The sequence below is a fragment of the Vibrio sp. FE10 genome, from assembly GCF_030297155.1.
GTDB lineage: Bacteria > Pseudomonadota > Gammaproteobacteria > Enterobacterales > Vibrionaceae > Vibrio > Vibrio apostichopi.
This window is the reverse complement of sequence record NZ_AP028067.1, coordinates 683,404-706,095: the sequence shown is the minus strand read 5'-3', so window position 1 is coordinate 706,095 and position 22,692 is coordinate 683,404. Positions and strand designations below refer to the sequence as shown.

Genomic DNA, 22,692 nt, shown 5'->3' with positions numbered 1-22,692 from the left:
TACAGCTAAATAGAACGATTATCGAATTAGCACTAAGCGTTAACAAACACCCTCTGTAACTTGCTTTATGTCACAGTAATCCTAATGCGCAGTTAAATAATTTAACACTTGGGTTACAAGTGAAGTATTGTGTTGTTCGAAAAACAATCATAAGCAAAACTAACAGGGAAAATACTCATGCAGTCATTCGTTGATTTTTTGAATGGAATAATCTGGAGTCCAGTACTTATCTACCTATGTTTAGGTGCAGGTTTGTTCTACTCCATCATGACTCGATTTGTTCAAATCCGTCACTTCTTTGAAATGTGGCGCTTGCTACTATCGGGTAAAAGCTCATCAAAAGGCATCTCGTCTTTCCAAGCTCTAGCCGTTTCGCTATCTGGCCGTGTAGGTACAGGTAACATTGCTGGTGTTGCAGCCGCTATCGGTTTCGGTGGCCCAGGTGCAGTATTTTGGATGTGGGTTGTAGCCTTCTTTGGCGCCGCGACTGCTTACGCAGAATCTACGCTAGCGCAAATCTACAAAGAAGAAGACGAAGGCCAGTTCCGTGGTGGTCCGGCTTACTACATTGAAAAAGCAATGGGTCAAAAGTGGTACGCATGGATCTTCGCTATCGCGACTATTTTTGCATGTGGTATTTTGCTTCCAGGTGTTCAGTCAAACAGTATTGGTAATGCTGTAGAAGCTGCATTTGGCTCAGGCGACATGATTGAAACAGCTATCGGTACATTCAGTTTCGCTAAAATTTTCACTGGTACTGTTGTTGCTATCATCCTTGCTTTCATCATCTTTGGTGGTGTTAAACGTATTGCGAACTTCACACAAATCGTTGTTCCATTCATGGCATTGGCTTACATCATCATCGCGTTCGTTATCATTCTGCTAAACATCGGCCAAGTGCCAACTGTTTTCGCAATGATCATCGGCGATGCATTCACACCTATGGCAGGCTTCGGTGCTGCAATTGGTTGGGGTGTTAAGCGTGGTGTTTACTCAAACGAAGCGGGTCAAGGTACTGGTCCTCACGCGGCGGCGGCTGCAAGTGTTGATCACCCAGCTCAGCAAGGTTTGGTACAAGCGTTCTCTATCTACATCGATACTCTTCTAGTATGTTCTGCTACAGCGTTCATGATCATCATCACTGGTGCTTACAACGTTCACGGCGGCGCTGAAGGCGTGTTCCTTGTTCAGAACCTAGCAGCAAACATTGGTGCGAATGGTCCTGTATTTACACAGCTTGCTATTGAAAGTGCACTACCAGGCATTGGTAAGCCATTCATCGCATTTGCTCTGTTCTTCTTCGCATTTACAACGATTCTTGCTTACTACTACATCGCAGAAACGAATATTGCTTACCTACGTCGTACCATCAAGATCCCAGGCATGATGTTCGTACTTAAGCTTGTTCTTATCACTGCGGTTTTCTATGGCACAGTCAAAACAGCGAACCTTGCTTGGGCAATGGGTGATGTTGGTGTTGGCTTGATGGCATGGTTAAACATCGTTGGTATTCTGATCATCTTCTTCATGTCTAAGCCTGCGCTTAAAGCACTTGCTGATTATGAAGAGCAACAGAAACAAGGCGTAACTGAGTACACGTTCAACCCTGTAAAACTAGGCATCAAAGGTGCTACTTACTGGGAAGAGAAGTACAAGCGTAAAACAGGTAAGTCTCCTGAAGCAGAAGCTGCAGACACTAAACCTGTAGAGCAACCTTCATCGTAAGATTGCCTTAACAGATAGATTGCTTTAATAAGTAGCTCGCTTTAACTCGCGCTATTAATAACGCATAAAAAAGGGGTTAGCCATTTCGGCTAACCCCTTTTGTTTTGTTCATAACAAATCGCTGTTTATAACGATCTCATTATTTATAACGAACTAACTGTTCCCAAGTTAGAGTATTAAGCAGCGATTTCTTGTGTTGCCATTTGCGGTGCTTTCTTCTCACCAACAGGCAGTACTGTGCGGCCGTATTCGTTGTTGATTACTTGTGCCATTGCAAAGTAGATAGCTGAAGCGCCACAGAAGATACCTTCGAAACCAGCGATAGTGCCGATCAGTGAGCTGCCAGTGAAATTATGAGCTGCAAGTAGGAAGAACAAGATAGTTAGTGAACCGAATACTACCTGCTTCGCTACTGGGTAGCATAAAGAACCAATGAACATGAAGCCTGTGAAGATGCCCCATAGTAGTAGGTACCAACCCATGAATGCTGCAGGGCTTGCTGGTAGGCCCATGTAAGGCATTACAATCAAACCAACCAAAGACAACCAGAATAGGCCGTAAGAAGTAAACGCAGTTGTACCGAACGTGTCACCACGTTTGAAACACATAGTGCCCACGATAACTTGGCTCAAACCACCGTAAAAAATACCCATCGCAAGGATCATTGAATCCATTGGGAAGAAACCTGCGTTGTGGATATTAAGAAGAATAGTGGTCATACCGAAACCCATTAAGCCTAGTGGCGCTGGGTTAGCTAGTTTGGTCGACATTGCGAATTTACCTTATTAAAGTGGTTGATTAAAAAAAATCGATAAAATTTGTAAGAAAATTTTAATCTATAAACCGCCATAAAGGATAATCAAGTTAACGCAAACTAAGGTTGTCAAAATGATCTCATGGAAAATCAGTTTCATAATAAGGCAGATTGATTCATAGAAACTATCAATGAGCAGATTCCCTGCCACGCTCGTTCCTCACCCTGAGAAAGATGCAAGTAACGAGATTCGGGATACGAAGAGAGTCTGTAGATTCGAGTAAGCGGGATACGAAGAGCGTGTTGAGATTGAAGTTAGTGATATGCATATGAAAAAGATGCGGGTAACTAGATTCGGGATGCGAAAAGAGTCTTTAGATTTGAGTAAGCGCCCCCTTAATAGCAAACGTAGGCAACAGAGGGCGAGCTTTTCGTTACCCGTTTACTCGCATCCCGTATCTATTCATTAGATCGTCATTCCAGAATCGAGGAACGAGATATCAGGAATCTCGCCCTTAGACATAAGCACCGCCAGCCAACACAGAGATTCCCTATCACGCTCGTTCCTCGCTGTAGGGAATAACAGATGTTTGCTTAGATACGAGTAAGCGAGAAACTAAATAGCAAACACGAGTAATAATAGGGCGATATTTTCGTTACTCGTTTACTCGCATCCCGTATCTATTTCATTAAATCTCGCCCCTCAGTTGTAGTCTAAATTACGCTTGTTGAACTTTAGAATCAGAGACTTCAGATTGAACTTCTGCAGAAGCGTTTTTACTAGCATCACGCTTAGCTAATAAAGTCACAATAATTAGCTGAGCAATCAGTGCACCTAACACGACTAATGGACTACCCGTGAATCCTGCCACGACAAAGCTGACCAAAGCGATTGAACCATTCATTAATGCGTAAGGAAGCTGAGTTTTAAAGTGCTCAAACTGATCACACCCAGCGCCAGTCGAAGACAGAATGGTAGTTTCAGAGATCGGTGAGCAGTGATCACCAAACAAGCCACCAGAAAGTACCGCACCAATCGCAACCAGAAGCGGAGCATCTATTGCCACAGCCGTAGGGATAACCAATGGCATCATTATCGCGAAGGTTCCCCATGACGATCCAGTAGCGAATGAAATGATAGCCGATAATAAAAACGCAACCGCAGGCACTAACCAGTAAGGGAAGCCGCTCTGTGCTTGCTCTGCGATATAAGCTGCTGCACCCAACTCTTTACCAACTGTGCTTAACGCCCAAGCCAACACCAAAATGATCGCAACTGGCATCATGTTTCCCATGCCTTTTAAGTACACAGAAACACCGTCAGACAGCTTTCTTACACCGTAGTAAGCCATTAGCGAGATCAAGGTAATCGCAGCAAAAAAGTAAGCCGATGATAGAGCTGCTCTGAATGATGAACCCGCGACCTTTTGAAATGGGAAGCCTTGCGGAACCAACATGGCACACAACACAATCAGCATCACTAACAACGGCGCCCAAACAAAAGAGGCCTTTGCATTTTTATGCGAGAACGGATTCAGAGAGTCGCTATTCACGCCAGTATCGATTCCCGCTTGGCAATCACGTTCCGCTTTCGCCATTGGTCCAAAATCTAAACCTTTGACTGACACCAAAGGCACGATGAAGATCGCTAGGAATGCGTAGAACTGAAAAGGAATCGCACCAATGAAAGCATCCCAATCAGACATGTTAACGCTCAACGCAGTAAATTCTTTCTGGATCAGGCTCATGATGTAAACGCCCCATCCAATGAAAGGAATAAGAATGGCAACTGGCGATGAGGTTGAATCAATGATGAATGCTAGCTTCTGTCTAGAAAGTTTCAGTTTATCGAAAAGAGGACGAAAAACAGGGCCAACAATTAAAGGGGTGCCTAAGTCTGAGAAAAATATAACGATTCCACCAAACCATGCTGAGATTTGAGCTTGGCATTTATTGCTTACCCATTGAGTAACACGTTTTGCAAAAGCAACACCACCACCTGACTTCTCCATCAAAGCGACAAAGCCACCGATGAACACCAACAGCATGATCACACCAGCGTTATAGCTGTCGGTAAGTTGAGGGACTAGGTAACCTTTAACCATGGTACCAAACGTATCAAGCGGGTTAAGTTCGCTAAACATACCAGTAAGCATCGCTACGCCACTTAGTACACCAGCAAAAAGGCCTATCACCACATTCCTTGTCGCCAACGACAACACCAAAGTAATCACAATGGGGATGAGTGACGTGATATCTGTCTGTTCCATAGGTACACCTTAACCCTAAAATAAAAGAATAAATATAAGTTAAATTTGAATATAAATTCACAACAGGTATTTGTACAGAACTTTATCCTCTAACTGGATAATTAGTCTTTAAATGCGCTTCAACATAGCCCAATAGACCAGTCGACCTTCTTAAATAACCAAGTTCGAAACGAAAAAAAGCCGAAAGTAGAAACTTTCGGCTTTTGATTATTTATATCATTATAGTCGTACGACTGACCTCGTAACTTAGGTCATGTCCTCAGTATTCAGACTATCAATTACAACTGATTTCATCCCAGAACCAATTCGATTGAACAGGACTTTCCCAAACACCCGGACCGTTTTTAGCTACGAAGCACTTGCCATTATGTGTCACCTTGTCGCCATTACTCACTTGGCTAACACCCGCTTGCCACGTGATAAACACCGATGGATCAACAACGACAGGCGGCTCGGTAACAGGTGGTTCAACTGGGGTTGGGTCTACCGGAGCAGGATCGACAGGTGCAGGGTCAACTGGCGATGGATCTGTCACTACCGGTGGTGTTGGCTCTCCAGCAACCAATTTCCATGGGTCGCCATTGGCAGGGTCATCCCCTTGTGTCCACCATTTCGCTTCGTAGGTTGCACCGTTGTGAGTAACTTGGTCACCAACGTTGTAAACCTTGGTCGCACTCCAACCATTACCACCCGGATCTGTCCCAGGGTCTACCGGATCAAGCTTATCGACCACTTTTACTTCAGGCCAGCTCGCATGAGACCCATAAAAGTTGGTCACACACTTCTCGTAATCGCCCGCTACTAACGCTGAATAAGCAGTTTGGAAACCAACAAGTTCACATTCAAATGAGTAGCCTTCTGGGCGGTCTGCGTAGTATTTCCAGTTGCCATCCCAGTTGGTGTACAACACATCGGTTGCGCCATTCAGATTCAAACTTCCATAAGGCGTTTGTTGCCAACAAGTATTGGCTTCATCCGCCTCTACAGGAATTTCATAGTGCGCTGCTAACCCTTCCCAATAACGAATACGGTTAACGGGTTGGCCTTTGTCTTTATTTTGTTCACCACACTCAATACCACCGTTGATCACGTTGATCGTGGTACCAAAGCCATAACCAATACCCGCATCCAATTCACGTTGAGAGGGAGTCCAAGTACGGTCAATAACATGCAGCATTGCAGGCTTAGGTGCTTGTGGGGTAAGGAAGAACCAGATAGCAGAAGCCAAGTTCAACCATGAATCAGCAACCAAACCTGGATTATTCAATAGAACCGTTGCATCGCCATCGAACATCACTTCTGAGAACGCGCCATAGTTAAAGTGATAAGAAAGCTGTTTAGCACCACGCCCGAAGTAACCCTGCCCTGCGGCACAAGGCCAACGCGCATTTTGCCAATCGTTCTGGCCACATCCCGTGGTGTAACCTTCTTGACCTTCAGACCAACCCATCTCACGAACATGCACCAGCGCTTGCTGCCACTCTTCTAGCGCTAATGGGTTATCAGAGGTGTTGTCTATTGCGATGTGGCCGCCCGTCTCTTGTGAGAAATGAGCAAAGGCCGTAATGATGGATTTTTTACAGATGGCATCAGAATCACGGCCATCGGTGTACTCTCCACAGAAGGCTGGGAATTTACCAATCGCACGTAAGAAGCGAGTGTATGTGTATTCAGGTGCCGCCATCTGAGTGAGGAAGTCCCATTCAGATTGAGGGAACACACGCTCGACTCGTTTCACGTTTTCAGGGTTCGAGGCTAAACCCGGCTCAATCGCTTCAACGATACTGTTGGGACGAGTTTGTAATGCTTGTGACCAGATCGTATACATAGGATCGGATGTTTTCGCTTGTTCTGCAGCTTGTAATGCCGACTTTTCAACAAGGTAGCCATTCGGGTTTTGCGGATCAGGTTGAATGTTCAAAGACGCGTAACTGTGTGCTGCTAAAGTGCAGCCAACTACTGTCGCCAAATATTTGATTTTTAACATGATGGATTCTCTTATCTGTCCTTAATAAGTCCATCAAAGAGTATGCGGCGCGTGGGAAATGACCTAGTTGTTGCGGTATGAATTTATAAAAAGTGCGAGTGATAGTTTTATGTATAGTTAAACGTAACAACGCGTCTCATACTTTCTTGAGCTGATATCTAGTTTCCAACTCATTTGGTTTCTAGCGGTTATATATAGCTCTTAATACCCTGAATCAGAAAGAAAAAAGCCCCGAACTGAGTTCGAGGCTTAAGAGCTTAATCAAAACTGGTTAAATCTCTAAGAGATTATTCCCACTCGATAGTTGCTGGTGGCTTACCAGAAATATCGTAAACAACACGTGAAATGCCGTTAACTTCGTTGATAATACGGTTAGATACCTTACCTAGGAAGTCGTATGGTAGGTGTGCCCAGTGAGCAGTCATGAAGTCGATAGTTTCTACTGCACGTAGAGATACAACCCAATCGTACTTACGGCCATCGCCCATTACGCCAACTGAACGTACTGGTAGGAATACCGTGAATGCTTGAGATACTTTGTGGTAAAGGTCAGCAGCGTGAAGCTCTTCAATGAAGATAGCATCAGCACGACGCAGTAAATCACAGTACTCTTTCTTAACTTCACCAAGTACACGAACACCTAGACCTGGACCCGGGAAAGGGTGGCGGTAAAGCATGTTGTATGGAAGACCAAGCTCTAGGCCAATCTTACGTACTTCATCTTTAAACAGCTCACGTAGAGGCTCAACAAGGCCCATTTCCATATCATCAGGAAGGCCACCAACGTTGTGGTGAGATTTGATTACGTGTGCTTTGCCAGTCTTAGATGCTGCAGACTCGATAACGTCTGGGTAGATAGTACCCTGAGCAAGCCATTTAGCATTCTTCAGTTTCTTAGACTCTTCATCGAAGATATCTACGAAAACGTGACCGATGATCTTACGTTTCGCTTCTGGTTCAGCTTCGCCTTCCAGAGCGTTAAGGAAACGATCTTCAGCATCAACTTTAATGATGTTAAGGCCGAATTGGTCACCAAACATGTCCATAACCTGCTCGCCTTCGTTTAAACGAAGAAGGCCGTTATCAACAAATACACATGTTAGTTTGTCGCCGATAGCGCGGTGAGCAAGCATCGCAACTACTGATGAATCAACACCACCAGAAAGACCAAGGATAACTTCATCGTCACCTACTTGTTCTTTAATACGTGCAACTGCATCTTCAATGATAGATGCTGAAGTCCACAGACCTTCACAACCACACGCGTTAAGAACGAAGTTCTCAAGCATTTTTAGGCCGTTTTTAGTGTGTGTTACTTCTGGGTGGAATTGAACGCCGTAGTATTTCTTATCTTCGTTTGCCATTGCTGCGTATGGGCAAGTGTCTGTCTCTGCGATTTTTGTGAAATCAGCAGGGATTTCAACCACTTTGTCACCGTGGCTCATCCAAACGTCTTGAGTTGTCTCAAGGTCAGCGAAAAGTGCAGATTCACCCGTTACTTGTACAGCAGCGTAGCCGAACTCGCGCTCAGTAGACGTTGCTACTTTACCGCCAAGTTGCTCAGCCATCGTTTGCATGCCGTAGCAGATACCGAAGACAGGAACACCTGAATCAAATACGTACTGAGGTGCACGTGGAGAATTTTCTTCCGTTACACTTTCAGGGCCACCAGATAGGATGATACCGTCTGGATTGAATTCACGAATATCCGCTTCTTCTACGTCCCAGCTCCAAAGTTCACAGTAAACACCGATCTCACGAATACGACGAGCTACTAGCTGTGTGTATTGAGAACCGAAGTCCAGAATTAGAATACGTTGGTCATGAATATTTTTAGTCATTGTAAGCAGTCTTATTGGCTATGTGATAAAACGGAGGCGAGTTTACTCACCTCTGATTAACTCTTCAAGAAATAAAGCAAACGTTTTCGTTAGATATCTTTAACCCCATGTTTTGTGAGAATCACTCTCTAAACAAAACAGGCGGTAGATATAATACCAATCACAGTAAGTAAGTGTTCAGGAATAGCGTAGGAAAAAAGCTTGAGAACGAGGCAGAATTTTCTGATAAGTAGTTATTCTACAATCAAAAATTCTAACGAAGTTATCGAGGTTTTTAACAAGCTAGGATGACCAGTTATTTACTACGATTGGTATATTAATGTGCCGACTAAATCAGCACATTATTCAAACGTTTGGACGTATTATTAACCTAAACGGTAGTTAGGAGCTTCTTTCGTGATTTGAACATCGTGTACGTGAGATTCTTTCATGCCCGCACCAGAGATACGAACAAACTCAGCTTTAGTACGCATATCTTCAACAGTTGCAGAACCCGTTAGGCCCATGCTTGAGCGTAGACCGCCCATCTGTTGGTGAACGATCTCTTTTAGACGACCTTTGTATGCAATACGACCTTCAATACCTTCTGGAACAAGCTTGTCTGCAGCGTTGTCAGATTGGAAGTAACGGTCAGAAGAACCTTGAGACATAGCGCCAAGAGAACCCATACCACGGTAAGACTTGTAAGAACGACCGTTGTAAAGGATAACTTCACCCGGTGCTTCTTCAGTACCCGCGAACATTGAACCAACCATCACACAAGATGCGCCAGCAACGATAGCTTTACAGATATCGCCAGAGAAGCGGATGCCGCCATCTGCGATTACTGGAATACCGTATTCGTTAGCTACTTCAGCTGCGTCTGCGATTGCTGTTACTTGAGGAACACCAACACCAGTAACGATACGAGTCGTACAGATTGAACCCGGGCCGATACCCACTTTAACCGCACTAACACCCGCTTCGATAAGAGCACGAGCGCCAGCGCCAGTTGCTACGTTACCACCGATGATTTGTAGATCAGGGTATGCAGCACGCGTATCACGGATACGGTTAAGTACGCCTTCAGAGTGACCGTGTGAAGAGTCGATAAGTAGAACGTCTACGCCAGCTTCAACAAGAGCAGCAACGCGCTCTTCGTTACCAGCACCAGCACCAACAGCTGCACCAACACGTAGGCTGCCGCGCTCATCTTTACAAGCGTTTGGTTTGCGTTCTGCTTTGTGGAAATCTTTTGCAGTGATCATTCCCGTTAGTTGGAAGTCATCATTTACAACAAGAACTTTTTCAACACGCGCTTCATGCATTTTCTCTTGAACTTCTTCACGAGTTGCACCTTCTTTAACAGAAGCAAGGCGAGCTTTAGGCGTCATTACTACGTCAACTTTCTTAGAAAGGTCAGTCACAAAGCGAACGTCACGGCCAGTAATAATACCAACAAGTTCGTTTGTTTCAGTAACAACAGGGAAACCGGCGAAGCCGTGCTTTTGAGTAAGGGCTACAACATCAGCGATTGTCGCGTCAGGGTTTACAGTAACAGGGTGAGAAACCACACCTGCTTCGTAAATTTTAACCTGGCGAACCATTTCAGCTTGTTGTTCAATAGACATGTTCTTATGAATGAAGCCTATTCCGCCTTCTTGTGCCAGTGCAATCGCTAGGCGAGCTTCTGTCACAGTATCCATCGATGCAGAGATCATTGGGATGTTTAGGGAAATATTCTTCGTCAGCTGAGTGCGAAGATCAGCTGTATTAGGGAGAACGGTGGAGTGTGCTGGCACTAGCAGTACGTCGTCGAATGTCAGCGCTTCTTTGGCAATTCTTAGCATTTGCAATATCTCACAATAATAGGAGTAAAAAGAAACAATCCAATCTCATCGTTTCGCCTAATGAGGGCAGCCAATTAAGGAAAATCAAACTGCATTTGGATTAGATATTGCGGACGGATTATACGGCCAACGAAATCGCTTGGCTACACATTTTTGTATTTTTAATTTGCATTTACCCCCTTGCTATGTATTATATTGCCGCTATCTTCCATACTCACGCCCTGTGAGATTCCAAGAAAGACCTTCCTTCAAGGAAAGATAGTGCTTCTATGACTAATCCAAACATCTTTACTGTTTCTCGCCTCAACTCAGAGGTTCGTCTCCTATTAGAAAACGAAATGGGAATAGTCTGGCTCGTTGGTGAAATCTCAAACTTCTCTGCACCTGTATCTGGTCACTGGTACCTCACACTTAAAGACTCTCGCGCTCAAGTTAAGTGCGCCATGTTTCGCGGCAATAACCGTCGTGTGACTTTTAAACCCCAGAACGGTAATCAAGTTTTAGTCAAAGCACGTCTGTCTCTTTATGAGCCGCGTGGTGACTATCAACTTATCATCGAAAGCATGCAGCCAGAAGGTGACGGCAAGCTTCAGCAAGAGTTTGAAAAACTTAAGATGAACTTGGCGGCGGAAGGCTTGTTTGCTCAATCCAGTAAACAAATTCTGCCAGAACATCCTAAGTGCGTTGGTGTCATCACCTCTAAAACCGGCGCTGCACTGTTTGATATTCTAGACGTACTGAAAAGGCGCGATCCTTCATTGCCAGTCATCGTGTATCCGACCATGGTACAAGGTGAAGGAGCTTCGATTCAGATCGCTCAAGCGATTGGACGTGCCAATGAGCGCAACGAATGTGATGTATTGATCGTGGGTCGTGGCGGCGGTTCATTAGAGGACTTATGGTGCTTCAATAACGAGATCGTTGCTCGCACAATTGCAGCAAGTCAGATCCCGATTATCAGCGCCGTTGGACACGAAGTTGATGTCACTATCGCCGATTTCGTCGCCGATATGCGTGCTCCAACGCCATCAGCAGCCGCTGAATTGGTTAGCCGTGACAACAGTCATAAAGAGCAAGCTTATGCATCTAAACGTGCTCGTTTAGTGAGTGCGATTCGTCATGTGTTAATCAAACAAGCGCAATCAACTCAAACGTTGAAATACCGCTTAGAGAAACAACACCCGAGCTACCAACTGCAAAAGCAGAGTCAGCAGCTTGATGACTTAGACATGCGTTTGCGTCGTGGTATGACTCAATACTTAAAGCAGCATGCACAGCGTGTTGAACGTAAACAGCACCAGCTTCAGTTGAACTCACCAGTAAAACGCCTTGGCGAACAGAAACTGCATCTGCAACGTTCAGAGCAAAAACTACTTGATGCGATGGATAAGACATTACTAACCACTCGCCACCAGCTAGCTATGGCTGCCGAAAAGTTAGAGACCGTAAGTCCATTGGCAACCCTAAAGCGTGGCTACAGTATTACCCATTCAGCATCGAGCAAGACCGTGTCATCGATTAATGACGTAGAAGTAGGTGAAGTGATCACCACTCAAGTTGAAGATGGCGTGATTGAATCGCAAGTGACTACAAGAGTCGCGAAGAGCGAGCTTTAGCTTCTACTAGAACGTTAAAAATCATTTAAAACCAGAAAGCCCTATCGATAATCGATAGGGCTTTTTTTGTATCTATTAGCTTAGAAAGAAAACGAACGGATTCAAACCTTACTCCTTACTCATGACTCAGTCGTAGAAGGCTCCTTCATCGTTAGCATGCCTTCCGTCACAATAAAGTTGATGATGAAATCTAAGCCTTGGCTCTCTTTTAGGTTGGTGAACACATATGGCTTGGTTGGTCGCATGCGCTGCGTGTCTTGCTCCATCACCTCAAGCGACGCTCCTACATATGGTGCTAAATCGATCTTGTTGATAACCAACAGATCCGATCGTGTAATACCCGGACCACCTTTACGTGGGATCTTTTCTCCTTCCGCTACATCAATCACGTAGATAGTAAGATCGGCTAACTCAGGGCTGAACGTCGCACTGAGGTTATCGCCACCACTTTCAACGAACACTACATCAAGGTTTTTATGCAGCTTGGCCAGCTCTTCCACTGCCGCGAGGTTCATCGAGGCATCTTCACGAATCGCCGTATGTGGGCAACCACCCGTTTCAACACCAATAATACGATCCGGTTCCAGAGCCTCTGCTCGCGTGAGTATCTTGGCATCTTCTTGGGTGTAGATGTCATTGGTTACTACGGCAATGTTTAGCTTGTCACGAATCGCCTTACATAGCACCTCTAACAAGGCTGTTTTACCAGACCCTACCGGGCCGCCAATACCAATTCGAAGTGGTTGCTTATAACTTTCCATTATCTACTTCCTTATATTCTTTTTACTACATCGTTTGTGCTTACCGCTACGAACGAAATAGTCGTGTGTATTGTGTTTCGTGCAGTGAACTCGCTAATGCCATCGAAGGCGAAAAGCTCCCTATCATCCAATCTTCTATCGTGCGTGCTTTCTCAATGATCTCGGGAAAGGTGTTGGTGATATTAATCAGTGCCAACTGCCCATCGGTTTGCCCTAAAGGCACCAGTTTCACGCCTGCGGTAACGATATTTTCAAGCCAGCTCCATAAATACCCTTGCTTGAGGCTCTCTAAATCAATATCCCAATGTTGAGCTGCCATACACATTCCCAGCAATTGGTTTGGGTGACTATCAACAGAGTCCACCAGCGAAATATCGATATCTAAGCGCTTCAATAAGGTGTTCAATGCATGCCCGCGCTGCTTTTCTTCCGCTCGTAATTCACTGGTTTCACGACTTGAGTATAAGTAGTTACACCAATGCTCAATCTCATCGATTTCACCCTTTTCTAGAGCATGATAAAGACGCTCTAAGATGGGTAATTCCAAAGTCGCCACACTGGAACTGACGATGGTATTAAGCCACTGTTCCATGCTATCGCGATCGGTCACCCACCCCGCTTCAACCGCCAACTCAAGACCTTGCGAATAAGTGAAACCACCAATCGGCAGCGATGGGCTGATCAGTTGAAACAGACGATAAATGGCGACATTTTCTGTTGTGGTCATACTCTTACTCTCTGTCTTCTAGAATCGAAAAGTTCGAGAGCTTACGCGCCTAACAACAATAGTGCGCTTGCTGAAGCCACACCGACCGACATCCATTTAGAGAAAACCGCGCGGCCAACAAACGTACCGATAACCATTAATGCCAGAGCAGTGATGCTCATACCGATTGCGAATTGAGTCAGATTACTCGCGGCCTCAACACCGTGTGCGTAACCATGGAAAAACAGCATAGCAATAGAAGCGACTAATACGCTGTTTACACGCTTGGTTGATGGTGAGAACACGTGCCATAAACATAAGCTGACGACGAACAGAGAAGCGATAATAGCTGGCTCAACAATCACAGAGAAACCTAAGGCTTGGCCTGCGATAAGCCCTACTACCAAAGACGCTAATCCGCCGCCAATCAGAGCGGCTTTTATCTTGGTTGAGAACGACAGTGCGCCAATTAATAGACCGAAAGCGATCAGCATGATCAGGTGATCCATACCTGTCACTGGGTGAGTTAAGCCAGACATAAACGAGTGAGACTCATGAACCGAATGCGCTCCATGTCCTGGGTGAGCGAAAGCCAATGTTGATGTTGTTAGAGAAGCTATTGTGAAAGTGCATAAGCCTGCAGCTGTTTTAAAGTTCATCGCGTGTTCCTTGCGTTTATAGTTATTAATATCGTGGTTGTATCTATAAATGGGTGAGTCTCAAATGACTCGATTAATGATGGTGATGATGCCCACCTGAGCGACCACCATAAGCGCCACCTTCAGGTTCAAAGGGTTGTTTCTCGGTCGTCACTTTAGCGCCCAAACCTTCAACCATTTCATCCAAAACATGGTCATGTTGATAACGCACCCAGCCCGCCTCCACTTGCAACGGAACATGACGGTTACCAAGGTGGTAAGCCACTCGTGTTAACAGGAGCATGTCTTCACAGTAAACAGTCGAAACGGTTTCTGGTGCCGCTTTCACTTCGACGACTAAACCGCATTCACTTGAGAGTTGTTCACCACCACGCAAGATATGACCTCGTGGTAGAAACAGTCCGGCATTGCGCCCATCATCAAGCATCACCTTAAGACGGCTTTTAATGCGGCTATCGATCGGCAGGCTTAAGTAGCCGTCCGGTGCATTTTGTATTTGAGTATTCAGTTGAGTCAGTTCAATCATGCTATTACCTCAATCTCCTTGTGAGATTTATAACGTTCAAAATAAGAGCCCTCAATTAAGAGCTAAAACAAGAGCCTCTGCCGAGCTATTAAAATAGAAAATATCTCTGAGCCATTGGCAACTCTTCAGCTGGCTCACATGTCAGCAGTTCCCCATCGGCGCGCACTTGATACGTCTGAGAATCGACCTCAATTTTTGGCATCCAATCGTTCAACTTCATGTCGGCTTTACTGATGTTTCGGCAGTTACTCACTACGCCAATCAAGCTCTGTAAACCCAATTGCTTATCAATGTTCTGCGCTTTGGCTTCTTTAGAGACAAACAGCATCGATGTGTTCTGACATGCTTTACCGTAGCTACCAAACATAGAGCGATAGTGAACTGGCTGAGGGGTTGGGATTGAAGCGTTTGGATCGCCCATCGGTGCCATGGCGATCATGCCGCCTTTCAAAATCACACTTGGCTTTACACCAAAAAAGGCGGGCTTCCACAACACTAGGTCAGCTAATTTCCCTGCTTCTATAGAACCGATTTCATGAGACATGCCATGAGTGATCGCAGGGTTGATGGTGTACTTAGCGACATAGCGTCTTAAGCGGAAGTTATCGCTGTAATCTGAATCTTCTTTTAGGCTGCCACGCTGCACTTTCATCTTGTGCGCAGTTTGCCAAGTACGGGTTACTACCTCGCCTACACGACCCATCGCTTGCGAGTCCGATGCGATCATCGAGAATGCACCTAAGTCATGAAGAATGTCTTCTGCGGCAATGGTTTCACGGCGAATACGCGACTCAGCGAACGCGACATCTTCAGCAATTGACGGTGACAGGTGATGACACACCATCAACATATCTAAATGCTCGTCTACCGTGTTGATAGTGTAAGGTCGTGTTGGGTTAGTCGAAGAAGGCAGAACGTTCGGTTCGCCTGCAGCGCGAATAATATCGGGAGCATGACCACCGCCCGCACCTTCGGTGTGATAGGTATGAATCACGCGATCACCGATTGCGCCAAGTGTTGATTCAACAAAACCAGACTCGTTCAGAGTATCCGTGTGAATCGCGACTTGTACGTCCATCTCGTCAGCAACACTCAAGCAGGTATCGATTGAAGCAGGGGTTGTTCCCCAATCTTCGTGTAACTTCAAACCCACTGCACCTGCCGCTACTTGTTCGCGTAGAGCTTCTGGCTGACTGGCATTGCCTTTGCCTAACAAACCAAAATTCATCGGGAATTGATCGAGCGATTCCAGCATGCGATGCATGTTCCAAGGGCCCGGTGTACACGTGGTTGCATTGGTACCCGTGTTTGGCCCAGTACCACCGCCAATCATGGTTGTCACACCCGACGCCAAAGCTTCTTCAATCTGTTGCGGGCATATAAAGTGGATATGTGAATCGATACCACCAGCCGTGAGAATAGAACCCTCACCCGCCAATATTTCAGTGCCCGGACCAATAACAATATCAACGCCCGGTTGAACGTCTGGGTTACCCGCTTTACCCAATGTTTGAACTCGGCCATCTTTGATTGCGACATCCGCTTTTACGATGCCCCAGTAGTCCAACACAATCGCGTTGGTGATCACCAAGTCAGGCGTTTCGGCACTTGGTCGTTGGCTTTGCCCTTGTCCATCACGAATCACTTTACCGCCGCCGAACTTCACTTCATCGCCGTATACGGTGTAATCCTTTTCAACTTCTAGCCATAAATCGGTGTCAGCAAGACGCACTCGGTCACCGACTGTTGGGCCAAACATTTCGGCGTAAGCCTGTCTGGATATCGTCGCCATGATCAATCCTTTGTTGTTTTAATTGTTTCCGTGAAGAGCGCTTAAAGCTTGCCCATCACCTTTCCTTGGAAGCCGTAGATCTCTAACTTACCGGCGTAACGCACTAACTCGACGCTGCGAGACTGACCCGGTTCAAAACGGGTGGCGGTACCTGCGGGGATATTGAGTCGGAAGCCTTTAGTGGCTTCTCGGTCAAAGATCAGCGAAGGGTTTGCTTCATAGAAGTGGTAATGAGAGCCAATTTGCACGGGACGGTCGCCAATGTTTTGAACCTTAACGGACGTCGTATCTCGGCCTTCATTTAGAGTGATGTCTCCGGGAGCGGTTTCTACTTTTCCGGGAACTAAGCCTGAATATTGTTTGGTGGAGCCAGCCATACTTCTTCTCCCTACACGATAGGTTCATGAACGGTCACCAACTTGGTGCCATCAGGAAAAGTAGCTTCGACTTGTACATCTGGGATCATGGAAGGGATCCCCTCCATTACGTCATCGACGGTAAGCAGTGTGCGTCCAAAATCCATCAATTCCGAAACGGTTTTACCCTCACGGGCACCTTCAAGAATGGCACTGCTGATCAGCGCAATAGATTCTGGGTAATTGAGTTTTAAGCCTTTTTGTTTGCGCTGCTGTGCCAGCATTCCTGCGCAGAAGATAAGTAGCTTATCTTTTTCTCTTGGTGTTAATTCCATTTAGCCGCCCGCTGTTAGTGTTGTTTTCTTATTGCTCAGAAACGCATGAGCAGTAAGTGGGATTCAAACACAGCAAGCTTGAAAAAATGTACCTAGAGCCGGAAGTCACCCTAGGTACAAAAGGGCTAATCGCTAAGTCGCCCAAATCCTTGGTAAATCCGGAGTCGTACCACATAAATGAGAGCGAGTTGCTTGCCATATCTGACCAAAGGCCTGGAGGATGTCTTCACTCCAATTACCCAAGGCTCGCACTACAATCAATCCTTCTATCTGCGTCGCGCCCATTATTAATGTAGGTTCACTCGACATTTTTGATGTAACTGATTGCTGTGAAGCTTGCTGTGTAATAGATAAGAGCAAGCTCTGTACCAACTCTAAATCTTGCTTCTCATTTGAGGCGAGATAAAAAGTCCCCATCATTGAGAAATCAAGTAACCCCATATTTATCATTAACTTATCGCCACCATGAAAATTAAAACCTTCAGTCAGAAGCCTTTGATTATCAAGATAGATTTCTGTTTTCCCAACGAGGTGACCATGCTCAAATCCCTCATTCTGTGCAGGTCGCCCAAAACAGTGCATCTCCCAACCCCAAAACTGTGCACCCTTTTCAAGACGAATTTCTGTGTCTAAACGAACGTGTGCATTGGGAAAAAAGATGTTCTCTTGCGGCATCCATTCTAAGCGCGCACCTTGCTTCACTCGAAGGGTTTGCTTCTGCTTGGCGTACTTGTTGTTAGAACGATAGAACTTGGTCGCGCCGGGTGTGGTAATCAACGTATGAGCGCCGCTTTCTACAGTTGCCTCAATATTGAGAGTGTCGCCACCCACTACTCCGCCGGGGGGATGGAGTAAGTAGGTGTGACACGTTTCCCCATCAGGATACAAGGGGCGTTGCACCGCAAGCGGACCAGACTGCTGACGATTCTTTAATACGGTTTTGTCACCGCGGTCGACAAAGGTGAGGTTTAAGCTCGCTTGCCAACCGTCTCGAATATCTTGTTCGATGGTGTCATTCAAAGATAAGGCTTCAACTAAAGAAGCGTTCCTGACTTCATTCGGAGAAAATAGAGAATTCATACGGTTAGGTACTCCTTAATCAAGGACTCATCGAGCCCTGTCATTTCACCTTCAGCCACCTGACGCCCACGATCGAGAATACAAAAACGGTCACCGACCTTTCTCGCAAATGGCAGCTTCTGCTCAACCAACAGAACCGTAAGCCCCATCTTCTCGTTGAGCATGCGAATGATGTCGCCAATCTCTTGCACAATATTGGGCTGAATACCTTCGGTCGGCTCATCCAAGATCAATAGCTTGGGATTAACCACCAGCGCTCGACCAATCGCAAGCTGTTGCTGCTGACCACCGGATAAGTCACCACCACGGCGATGCAACATCTCTTTTAACACTGGGAAGATATCGAAGATGAACTCGGGGATCTTACGATCGCCCTTCTCTCTAATCGGTAAGCCAACTTCTAGGTTTTCTTGAACGCTAAGCATCGGGAATATCTGGCGACCTTGTGGCACATAGCCGATCCCTTGGCGAGAACGATCCTCGGCATCGGTTTTCAAAAGTGACTCGCCCGATAAAGAGATGTCACCACTTTCAACCTTAACCAGCCCCATAATGCATTGCAGCAAGGTGGTTTTACCAACACCGTTTCGCCCCATTAACACCGTGCATTTGCCCTCCGGGATCTGCATATCCAAATCCCACAAGGTGTGGCTCTCACCGTAATATTGATTAACTGATTTAACCTCTAACATCCTATTCTCCGAGATAAACTTGTTTAACTTCAGGGTGAGCCTGCACTTGATCCATGGTGCCTTCTGCCAACACGTGACCTTGATGAAGCACGGTTACATGGCTAGCGATCGAACGAACGAAATCCATATCGTGTTCAACCACAACCACCGAGTGCTTGCCTGCCAGTGAGTTGAGTAGCTCAGAGGTGCGATCCATCTCTTGGTGAGTCATGCCTGCGACAGGTTCATCCACCAGCAACAACTTAGGGTTTTGCATCAGTAACATGCCGATCTCTAACCACTGCTTTTGTCCGTGAGACAAATTACCCGACAAATTCGCGGCTTCGTCTTTGAGGTGAATCAACTCAAGTACCGAGGTCAGTTTGTCTTTCTGTTCGCCAGACATCACGGCAGTGAAAGTTGCCCACACCGAGCGGTCGCCCGCCATGGCTAATTCAAGGTTCTGCCACACGGTTAAACATTCAATCACGGTCGGCTTTTGGAACTTGCGTCCAACACCTGCATTAGCAATTTCAGCTTCGTTCATCTTGAGTAGATTGATGTTCGAACCTAGCCACACTTCACCAGTATCCGGCTTAGTTTTCCCGGTGATGATATCCATCATGGTGGTTTTACCTGCGCCATTAGGGCCGATGATGCAGCGTAGTTCGCCCTCTTTGATATAAAGGTTAAGATCGTTTATCGCTTGGAAACCATCGAAGCTTTTATTAACGCCTTCCACATACAACAACACGTTGTGACGGGTATCGATGGCAGGATGAACATCAGGTTTAAGGTAATCAAACACTTCATCTCGACGAGTGAACGCCTGAACCGATTCCTTTACGCTATTAAATGTGGTCATGCGATCACCTCCTTGGCTTTGTGCTGATCATCCTTATCTTGCCCTTCGCCTTTTGAATTCGATGCTTTGCGTAGCTGTTGCCATTTTTCACTGACAAAGCCAATCACACCTTGCGGGAAGTACATGGTTGAAAGTACGAATAGTCCACCTAGGGCGAATAGCCACACTTCAGGGAATTCAACCGTAAACCAGCTCTTGGCGTAGTTGATGATCAGCGCCCCAACGATAGCGCCAAACAGAGTGGCACGACCGCCCAAGGCAACCCAAACCACAATCTCAATCGAGTTAAGCGGTGCAAACTCACCAGGGTTGATGATGCCGACTTGAGGAACATATAAAGCACCAGCAATACCCGCGATAACCGCAGACAGTACAAATACCCATAGCTTGATGCCATCGACGTCGTAACCCATAAAGCGAGTGCGTGACTCGGTATCACGAATCGCCAATGCCACACGCCCTAATCGACTGGTCACTACCAGGCGACACGCGATGTAACTTAGGATGAGTGAGATACCTGTCGCGACAAACAGACCAATCTTAACCGCATCACTCTGCAAGCTCAGACCGATGATGTCTTTAAAGTCCGTGAGTCCGTTGTTGCCACCAAAGCCCATCTCGTTGCGGAAGAACGCCAGCATCAAAGCGTAAGTTAACGCTTGAGTCATGATTGAAAGATAAACCCCAGACACTCGAGAGCGGAAAGCCAGATAACCGAATAAATAAGCCAATGCACCCGGCACCAACACCACCATTAAACAAGCAAACCAGAACTGATCGAAGCCCTGCCAGAACCATGGCAACGCAGACCAATCAAGGAACACCATGAAGTCAGGTAGGACTGGATCACCATAAACCCCACGGTCACCAATCTGGCGCATTAAGTACATACCCATGGCATAGCCACCAAGCGCAAAGAAAGCGCCATGGCCTAGGCTCAGTATTCCGAGATAACCCCACACAAGATCGAGTGCCAATGCCAACATTGCGTAGCTCAGGTATTTGCCCATTAGTGAGATAGTGAAAGTCTCAACATGGAGCGGGTGTCCACTTGGCAGCATGGTATTAGCCAGTGGGATAAGAATCACGGCCGCAAGAATGGCAAGGATGGTCAGTTGCCCACCTTTATCACCACGCATCGCCGAAAGTACAAATGATTTAGACTGCATGATGTTGTCCTTAACCTTCAGCCGCACGACCACGTTGCGGGAACAGTCCGCGTGGGCGTTTTTGAATAAATAGAATGATGAAAACCAGTACTAGAATCTTGGCGAGTACTGCGCCAGCCCAAGGCTCTAAGATCTTATTGAACAAACCAAGACTCAGACCTGCGACGAGTGTTCCCCACAAGTTACCGACTCCGCCGAACACCACCACCATGAACGAATCGATGATGTACGCTTGCCCCATATTCGGGCCAACATTGGTCAATTGAGACAGTGCTACACCTGCGACACCCGCAACGCCGGAACCTAAGCCAAAGGTCATTGCATCGACACGTTCAGAACGAATACCCATCGCTCGCGCCATACCACGGTTTTGAGAAACCGCACGAACTTGCAAACCTAGTGGTGTCTTTTTCAGAACCATCAATAAGCCCATAAACACCAAACCACAGAACAAGATGATATATAAGCGGTTGTAGGTCAGAGACAACATTGGGTTTAATTGAAGTGCGCCAGACATCCATTCAGGCGTACTTACCGAGCGGTTCAATGGAGAGAAAATAGAGCGAACGGCTTGCTGGAGGATCAAGCTAATACCGAAGGTGGCGAGTAAGGTTTCTAATGGGCGACCGTAAAGATGACGAATCACGCTTCGCTCAATCACAATACCGACCAAGCCAGACACAATAAACGCCGCTGGAATAGAAAGTATCAGTGCCAAACCAATGTGATTGGGCATCAACAATTGCAATACATAGGTGGTGTAAGCGCCAATCATGATTAGCTCGCCATGGGCCATGTTAATCACGCCCATCACACCAAAGGTGATCGCCAAGCCAATTCCTGCCAACACCAATACCGAACCTAAACTCAAGCCAAAGAATACGGTCTCAACACCCGAGTAAAGTGCTTGGCTTTGTTGATAATCGTCCATCGCACGCTCAGCTGCAGCTAAGACTTTCGGATCTTGCTCACTGCTCAGCAGTTTATTCAATGTTTTCAGAACCACGGAATGTTTGAAGTCGCCAACTCGTTCAATTGAAGCCACACGATCTTCAGTGGTGGCACTGTTATTAAGAGAGGTGAAAATGGCTAACGACAAGTCCATTAGCTCGGCCACTTTGTCCTCTGATTCATTTGTTCTGAGTTCAGTTAGTCGTTCGATGATGGCAGGATCTTTGGTTCCTAACAGATCCACAACCGCTTTATAACGCACGTCTGTGTTACTGCTATTAAGTCCAATCGACGCAATTTCCCCACGTAAGATGCCGCGCAGTTTGTTGTTCACGCGAACCTTTTTAAACAGCTTAGCATTCTCGATACTGAGGCTTGATTCATCCCATACCGACTGGGCCGAGGTTGCCGTTTTAATACTTTGAATCAGATAGAGCTGTTGATACTGCTCGCTCTGTTTGTCATTAAAGTAATAGAGATTACCGTTTAACCAGCCATCCAAAATAGGTTTCGACACATCTCCCGTCTGTGCCTCAATCACCCAATCAATAGCTAATTCTTTATCCGATGTTTTCTTACCAACTAGCGCCTTGGTAAAGCTAGCTTCATCCGTTATTCCAGCAAAAGCCAACTGAGCACTGACTGCCATGAGCAATAGCGCCTTAAATACGTTCAATACGTTTTTCATCCCTGCTTCCTTAACCAACCAAGTTAGATATTGTTATTTTTACTTGGAGGATGTGTGGATAGTGGTTGTTACCTGAAACGATGAGCCCTCCGTTCGCTTCACCCCTTATAC

The 22,692-nt window shown here is 46.1% G+C and carries 19 protein-coding genes; 2 read left to right on the top strand and 17 right to left on the bottom strand.

Going from position 1 to position 22,692, the window contains the following annotated elements:
* Positions 1 to 177: 177 nt before the first annotated feature.
* Positions 178 to 1,725 (top strand): alanine/glycine:cation symporter family protein, encoded by a 1,548-nt coding sequence (locus QUF19_RS03155; RefSeq protein WP_102438073.1) that lies wholly within the window; start codon positions 178 to 180, stop codon positions 1,723 to 1,725.
* Between the two features lie 176 nt (positions 1,726 to 1,901).
* On the opposite strand, the gene QUF19_RS03150 is transcribed toward QUF19_RS03155, so the two are convergent.
* The 5 genes from QUF19_RS03150 to guaB all read right to left on the bottom strand — a co-directional run bounded on the left by QUF19_RS03150 (position 1,902) and on the right by guaB (position 10,406).
* Positions 1,902 to 2,495 carry an acetate uptake transporter gene (locus QUF19_RS03150; protein WP_017106470.1) on the bottom strand — a complete coding sequence of 198 codons (594 nt, stop codon included), beginning with the start codon at positions 2,493 to 2,495 and terminating at the stop codon, positions 1,902 to 1,904.
* Positions 2,496 to 3,198: 703 nt separating this feature from the next.
* Positions 3,199 to 4,749: a Na+/H+ antiporter NhaC family protein gene (locus QUF19_RS03145; protein WP_286295855.1), complete on the bottom strand. Its 1,551-nt coding sequence runs from the start codon at positions 4,747 to 4,749 to the stop codon at positions 3,199 to 3,201.
* A gap of 274 nt (positions 4,750 to 5,023) precedes the next feature.
* Complete coding sequence (locus QUF19_RS03140) at positions 5,024 to 6,736, bottom strand: chitinase (protein WP_286295852.1); 1,713 nt, start codon at positions 6,734 to 6,736, stop codon at positions 5,024 to 5,026.
* Positions 6,737 to 7,023: 287 nt separating this feature from the next.
* The gene (guaA, locus tag QUF19_RS03135) at positions 7,024 to 8,577 is read right to left on the bottom strand and encodes a glutamine-hydrolyzing GMP synthase (RefSeq protein ID WP_192890033.1); all 1,554 of its coding nucleotides are present in this window, start codon (positions 8,575 to 8,577) and stop codon (positions 7,024 to 7,026) included.
* A gap of 365 nt (positions 8,578 to 8,942) precedes the next feature.
* Complete coding sequence (guaB, locus tag QUF19_RS03130) at positions 8,943 to 10,406, bottom strand: IMP dehydrogenase (RefSeq protein WP_004735127.1); 1,464 nt, start codon at positions 10,404 to 10,406, stop codon at positions 8,943 to 8,945.
* 269 nt (positions 10,407 to 10,675) lie between these two features.
* Here guaB and xseA point away from each other — a divergent pair, with 269 nt between their 5' ends.
* Positions 10,676 to 12,022: an exodeoxyribonuclease VII large subunit gene (xseA, locus tag QUF19_RS03125; RefSeq protein ID WP_029405079.1), complete on the top strand. Its 1,347-nt coding sequence runs from the start codon at positions 10,676 to 10,678 to the stop codon at positions 12,020 to 12,022.
* A gap of 119 nt (positions 12,023 to 12,141) precedes the next feature.
* Here xseA and ureG read toward each other — a convergent pair whose 3' ends face one another.
* The 12 genes from ureG to urtB all read right to left on the bottom strand — a co-directional run bounded on the left by ureG (position 12,142) and on the right by urtB (position 22,581).
* Positions 12,142 to 12,783 (bottom strand): urease accessory protein UreG, encoded by a 642-nt coding sequence (gene ureG, locus QUF19_RS03120; protein ID WP_004735125.1) that lies wholly within the window; start codon positions 12,781 to 12,783, stop codon positions 12,142 to 12,144.
* Between the two features lie 46 nt (positions 12,784 to 12,829).
* A complete protein-coding gene (locus QUF19_RS03115) occupies positions 12,830 to 13,510 on the bottom strand; it encodes an urease accessory protein UreF (RefSeq protein ID WP_286295844.1) in 681 nt (226 codons plus the stop codon).
* Between the two features lie 41 nt (positions 13,511 to 13,551).
* Positions 13,552 to 14,148 (bottom strand): HupE/UreJ family protein, encoded by a 597-nt coding sequence (locus QUF19_RS03110; RefSeq protein WP_286295841.1) that lies wholly within the window; start codon positions 14,146 to 14,148, stop codon positions 13,552 to 13,554.
* Between the two features lie 73 nt (positions 14,149 to 14,221).
* Positions 14,222 to 14,674: an urease accessory protein UreE gene (ureE, locus tag QUF19_RS03105; RefSeq protein ID WP_286295837.1), complete on the bottom strand. Its 453-nt coding sequence runs from the start codon at positions 14,672 to 14,674 to the stop codon at positions 14,222 to 14,224.
* Between the two features lie 88 nt (positions 14,675 to 14,762).
* The gene (gene ureC, locus QUF19_RS03100) at positions 14,763 to 16,466 is read right to left on the bottom strand and encodes an urease subunit alpha (protein ID WP_286295834.1); all 1,704 of its coding nucleotides are present in this window, start codon (positions 16,464 to 16,466) and stop codon (positions 14,763 to 14,765) included.
* 41 nt (positions 16,467 to 16,507) lie between these two features.
* Positions 16,508 to 16,843, bottom strand: coding sequence for an urease subunit beta (locus tag QUF19_RS03095; protein ID WP_017069302.1), 336 nt, complete (start codon positions 16,841 to 16,843; stop codon positions 16,508 to 16,510).
* A gap of 11 nt (positions 16,844 to 16,854) precedes the next feature.
* Complete coding sequence (gene ureA / locus QUF19_RS03090; RefSeq protein WP_004735119.1) at positions 16,855 to 17,157, bottom strand: urease subunit gamma; 303 nt, start codon at positions 17,155 to 17,157, stop codon at positions 16,855 to 16,857.
* A 132-nt stretch (positions 17,158 to 17,289) separates the two neighbouring features.
* Positions 17,290 to 18,237 carry an urease accessory protein UreD gene (locus QUF19_RS03085; RefSeq protein WP_286295810.1) on the bottom strand — a complete coding sequence of 316 codons (948 nt, stop codon included), beginning with the start codon at positions 18,235 to 18,237 and terminating at the stop codon, positions 17,290 to 17,292.
* Entirely contained in the window at positions 18,234 to 18,929 is a 696-nt protein-coding gene (gene urtE / locus QUF19_RS03080; protein ID WP_102438051.1) for an urea ABC transporter ATP-binding subunit UrtE, read from the bottom strand. Before urtE ends, QUF19_RS03085 begins: the two co-directional genes overlap by 4 nt.
* A gap of 1 nt (position 18,930) precedes the next feature.
* Positions 18,931 to 19,773 (bottom strand): urea ABC transporter ATP-binding protein UrtD, encoded by an 843-nt coding sequence (gene urtD, locus QUF19_RS03075; RefSeq protein ID WP_102438049.1) that lies wholly within the window; start codon positions 19,771 to 19,773, stop codon positions 18,931 to 18,933.
* A complete protein-coding gene (urtC, locus tag QUF19_RS03070; protein WP_286295799.1) occupies positions 19,770 to 20,942 on the bottom strand; it encodes an urea ABC transporter permease subunit UrtC in 1,173 nt (390 codons plus the stop codon). Before urtC ends, urtD begins: the two co-directional genes overlap by 4 nt.
* Before the next feature lie 10 nt (positions 20,943 to 20,952).
* Positions 20,953 to 22,581, bottom strand: coding sequence for an urea ABC transporter permease subunit UrtB (gene urtB, locus QUF19_RS03065; RefSeq protein WP_286295795.1), 1,629 nt, complete (start codon positions 22,579 to 22,581; stop codon positions 20,953 to 20,955).
* Between the last annotated feature and the right edge of the window lie 111 nt (positions 22,582 to 22,692).

What these genes read in the sequence shown, in the direction of transcription:
- QUF19_RS03155 (WP_102438073.1), top strand. Translation starts at nt 178, where the DNA reads ATGCAGTCATTCGTTGATTTTTTGAATGGAATAATCTGGAGTCCAGTA.
- QUF19_RS03150 (WP_017106470.1), bottom strand. Translation starts at nt 2,495, where the DNA reads ATGTCGACCAAACTAGCTAACCCAGCGCCACTAGGCTTAATGGGTTTC.
- QUF19_RS03145 (WP_286295855.1), bottom strand. Translation starts at nt 4,749, where the DNA reads ATGGAACAGACAGATATCACGTCACTCATCCCCATTGTGATTACTTTG.
- QUF19_RS03140 (WP_286295852.1), bottom strand. Translation starts at nt 6,736, where the DNA reads ATGTTAAAAATCAAATATTTGGCGACAGTAGTTGGCTGCACTTTAGCA.
- guaA (WP_192890033.1), bottom strand. Translation starts at nt 8,577, where the DNA reads ATGACTAAAAATATTCATGACCAACGTATTCTAATTCTGGACTTCGGT.
- guaB (WP_004735127.1), bottom strand. Translation starts at nt 10,406, where the DNA reads ATGCTAAGAATTGCCAAAGAAGCGCTGACATTCGACGACGTACTGCTA.
- xseA (WP_029405079.1), top strand. Translation starts at nt 10,676, where the DNA reads ATGACTAATCCAAACATCTTTACTGTTTCTCGCCTCAACTCAGAGGTT.
- ureG (WP_004735125.1), bottom strand. Translation starts at nt 12,783, where the DNA reads ATGGAAAGTTATAAGCAACCACTTCGAATTGGTATTGGCGGCCCGGTA.
- QUF19_RS03115 (WP_286295844.1), bottom strand. Translation starts at nt 13,510, where the DNA reads ATGACCACAACAGAAAATGTCGCCATTTATCGTCTGTTTCAACTGATC.
- QUF19_RS03110 (WP_286295841.1), bottom strand. Translation starts at nt 14,148, where the DNA reads ATGAACTTTAAAACAGCTGCAGGCTTATGCACTTTCACAATAGCTTCT.
- ureE (WP_286295837.1), bottom strand. Translation starts at nt 14,674, where the DNA reads ATGATTGAACTGACTCAACTGAATACTCAAATACAAAATGCACCGGAC.
- ureC (WP_286295834.1), bottom strand. Translation starts at nt 16,466, where the DNA reads ATGGCGACGATATCCAGACAGGCTTACGCCGAAATGTTTGGCCCAACA.
- QUF19_RS03095 (WP_017069302.1), bottom strand. Translation starts at nt 16,843, where the DNA reads ATGGCTGGCTCCACCAAACAATATTCAGGCTTAGTTCCCGGAAAAGTA.
- ureA (WP_004735119.1), bottom strand. Translation starts at nt 17,157, where the DNA reads ATGGAATTAACACCAAGAGAAAAAGATAAGCTACTTATCTTCTGCGCA.
- QUF19_RS03085 (WP_286295810.1), bottom strand. Translation starts at nt 18,237, where the DNA reads ATGAATTCTCTATTTTCTCCGAATGAAGTCAGGAACGCTTCTTTAGTT.
- urtE (WP_102438051.1), bottom strand. Translation starts at nt 18,929, where the DNA reads ATGTTAGAGGTTAAATCAGTTAATCAATATTACGGTGAGAGCCACACC.
- urtD (WP_102438049.1), bottom strand. Translation starts at nt 19,773, where the DNA reads ATGACCACATTTAATAGCGTAAAGGAATCGGTTCAGGCGTTCACTCGT.
- urtC (WP_286295799.1), bottom strand. Translation starts at nt 20,942, where the DNA reads ATGCAGTCTAAATCATTTGTACTTTCGGCGATGCGTGGTGATAAAGGT.
- urtB (WP_286295795.1), bottom strand. Translation starts at nt 22,581, where the DNA reads ATGAAAAACGTATTGAACGTATTTAAGGCGCTATTGCTCATGGCAGTC.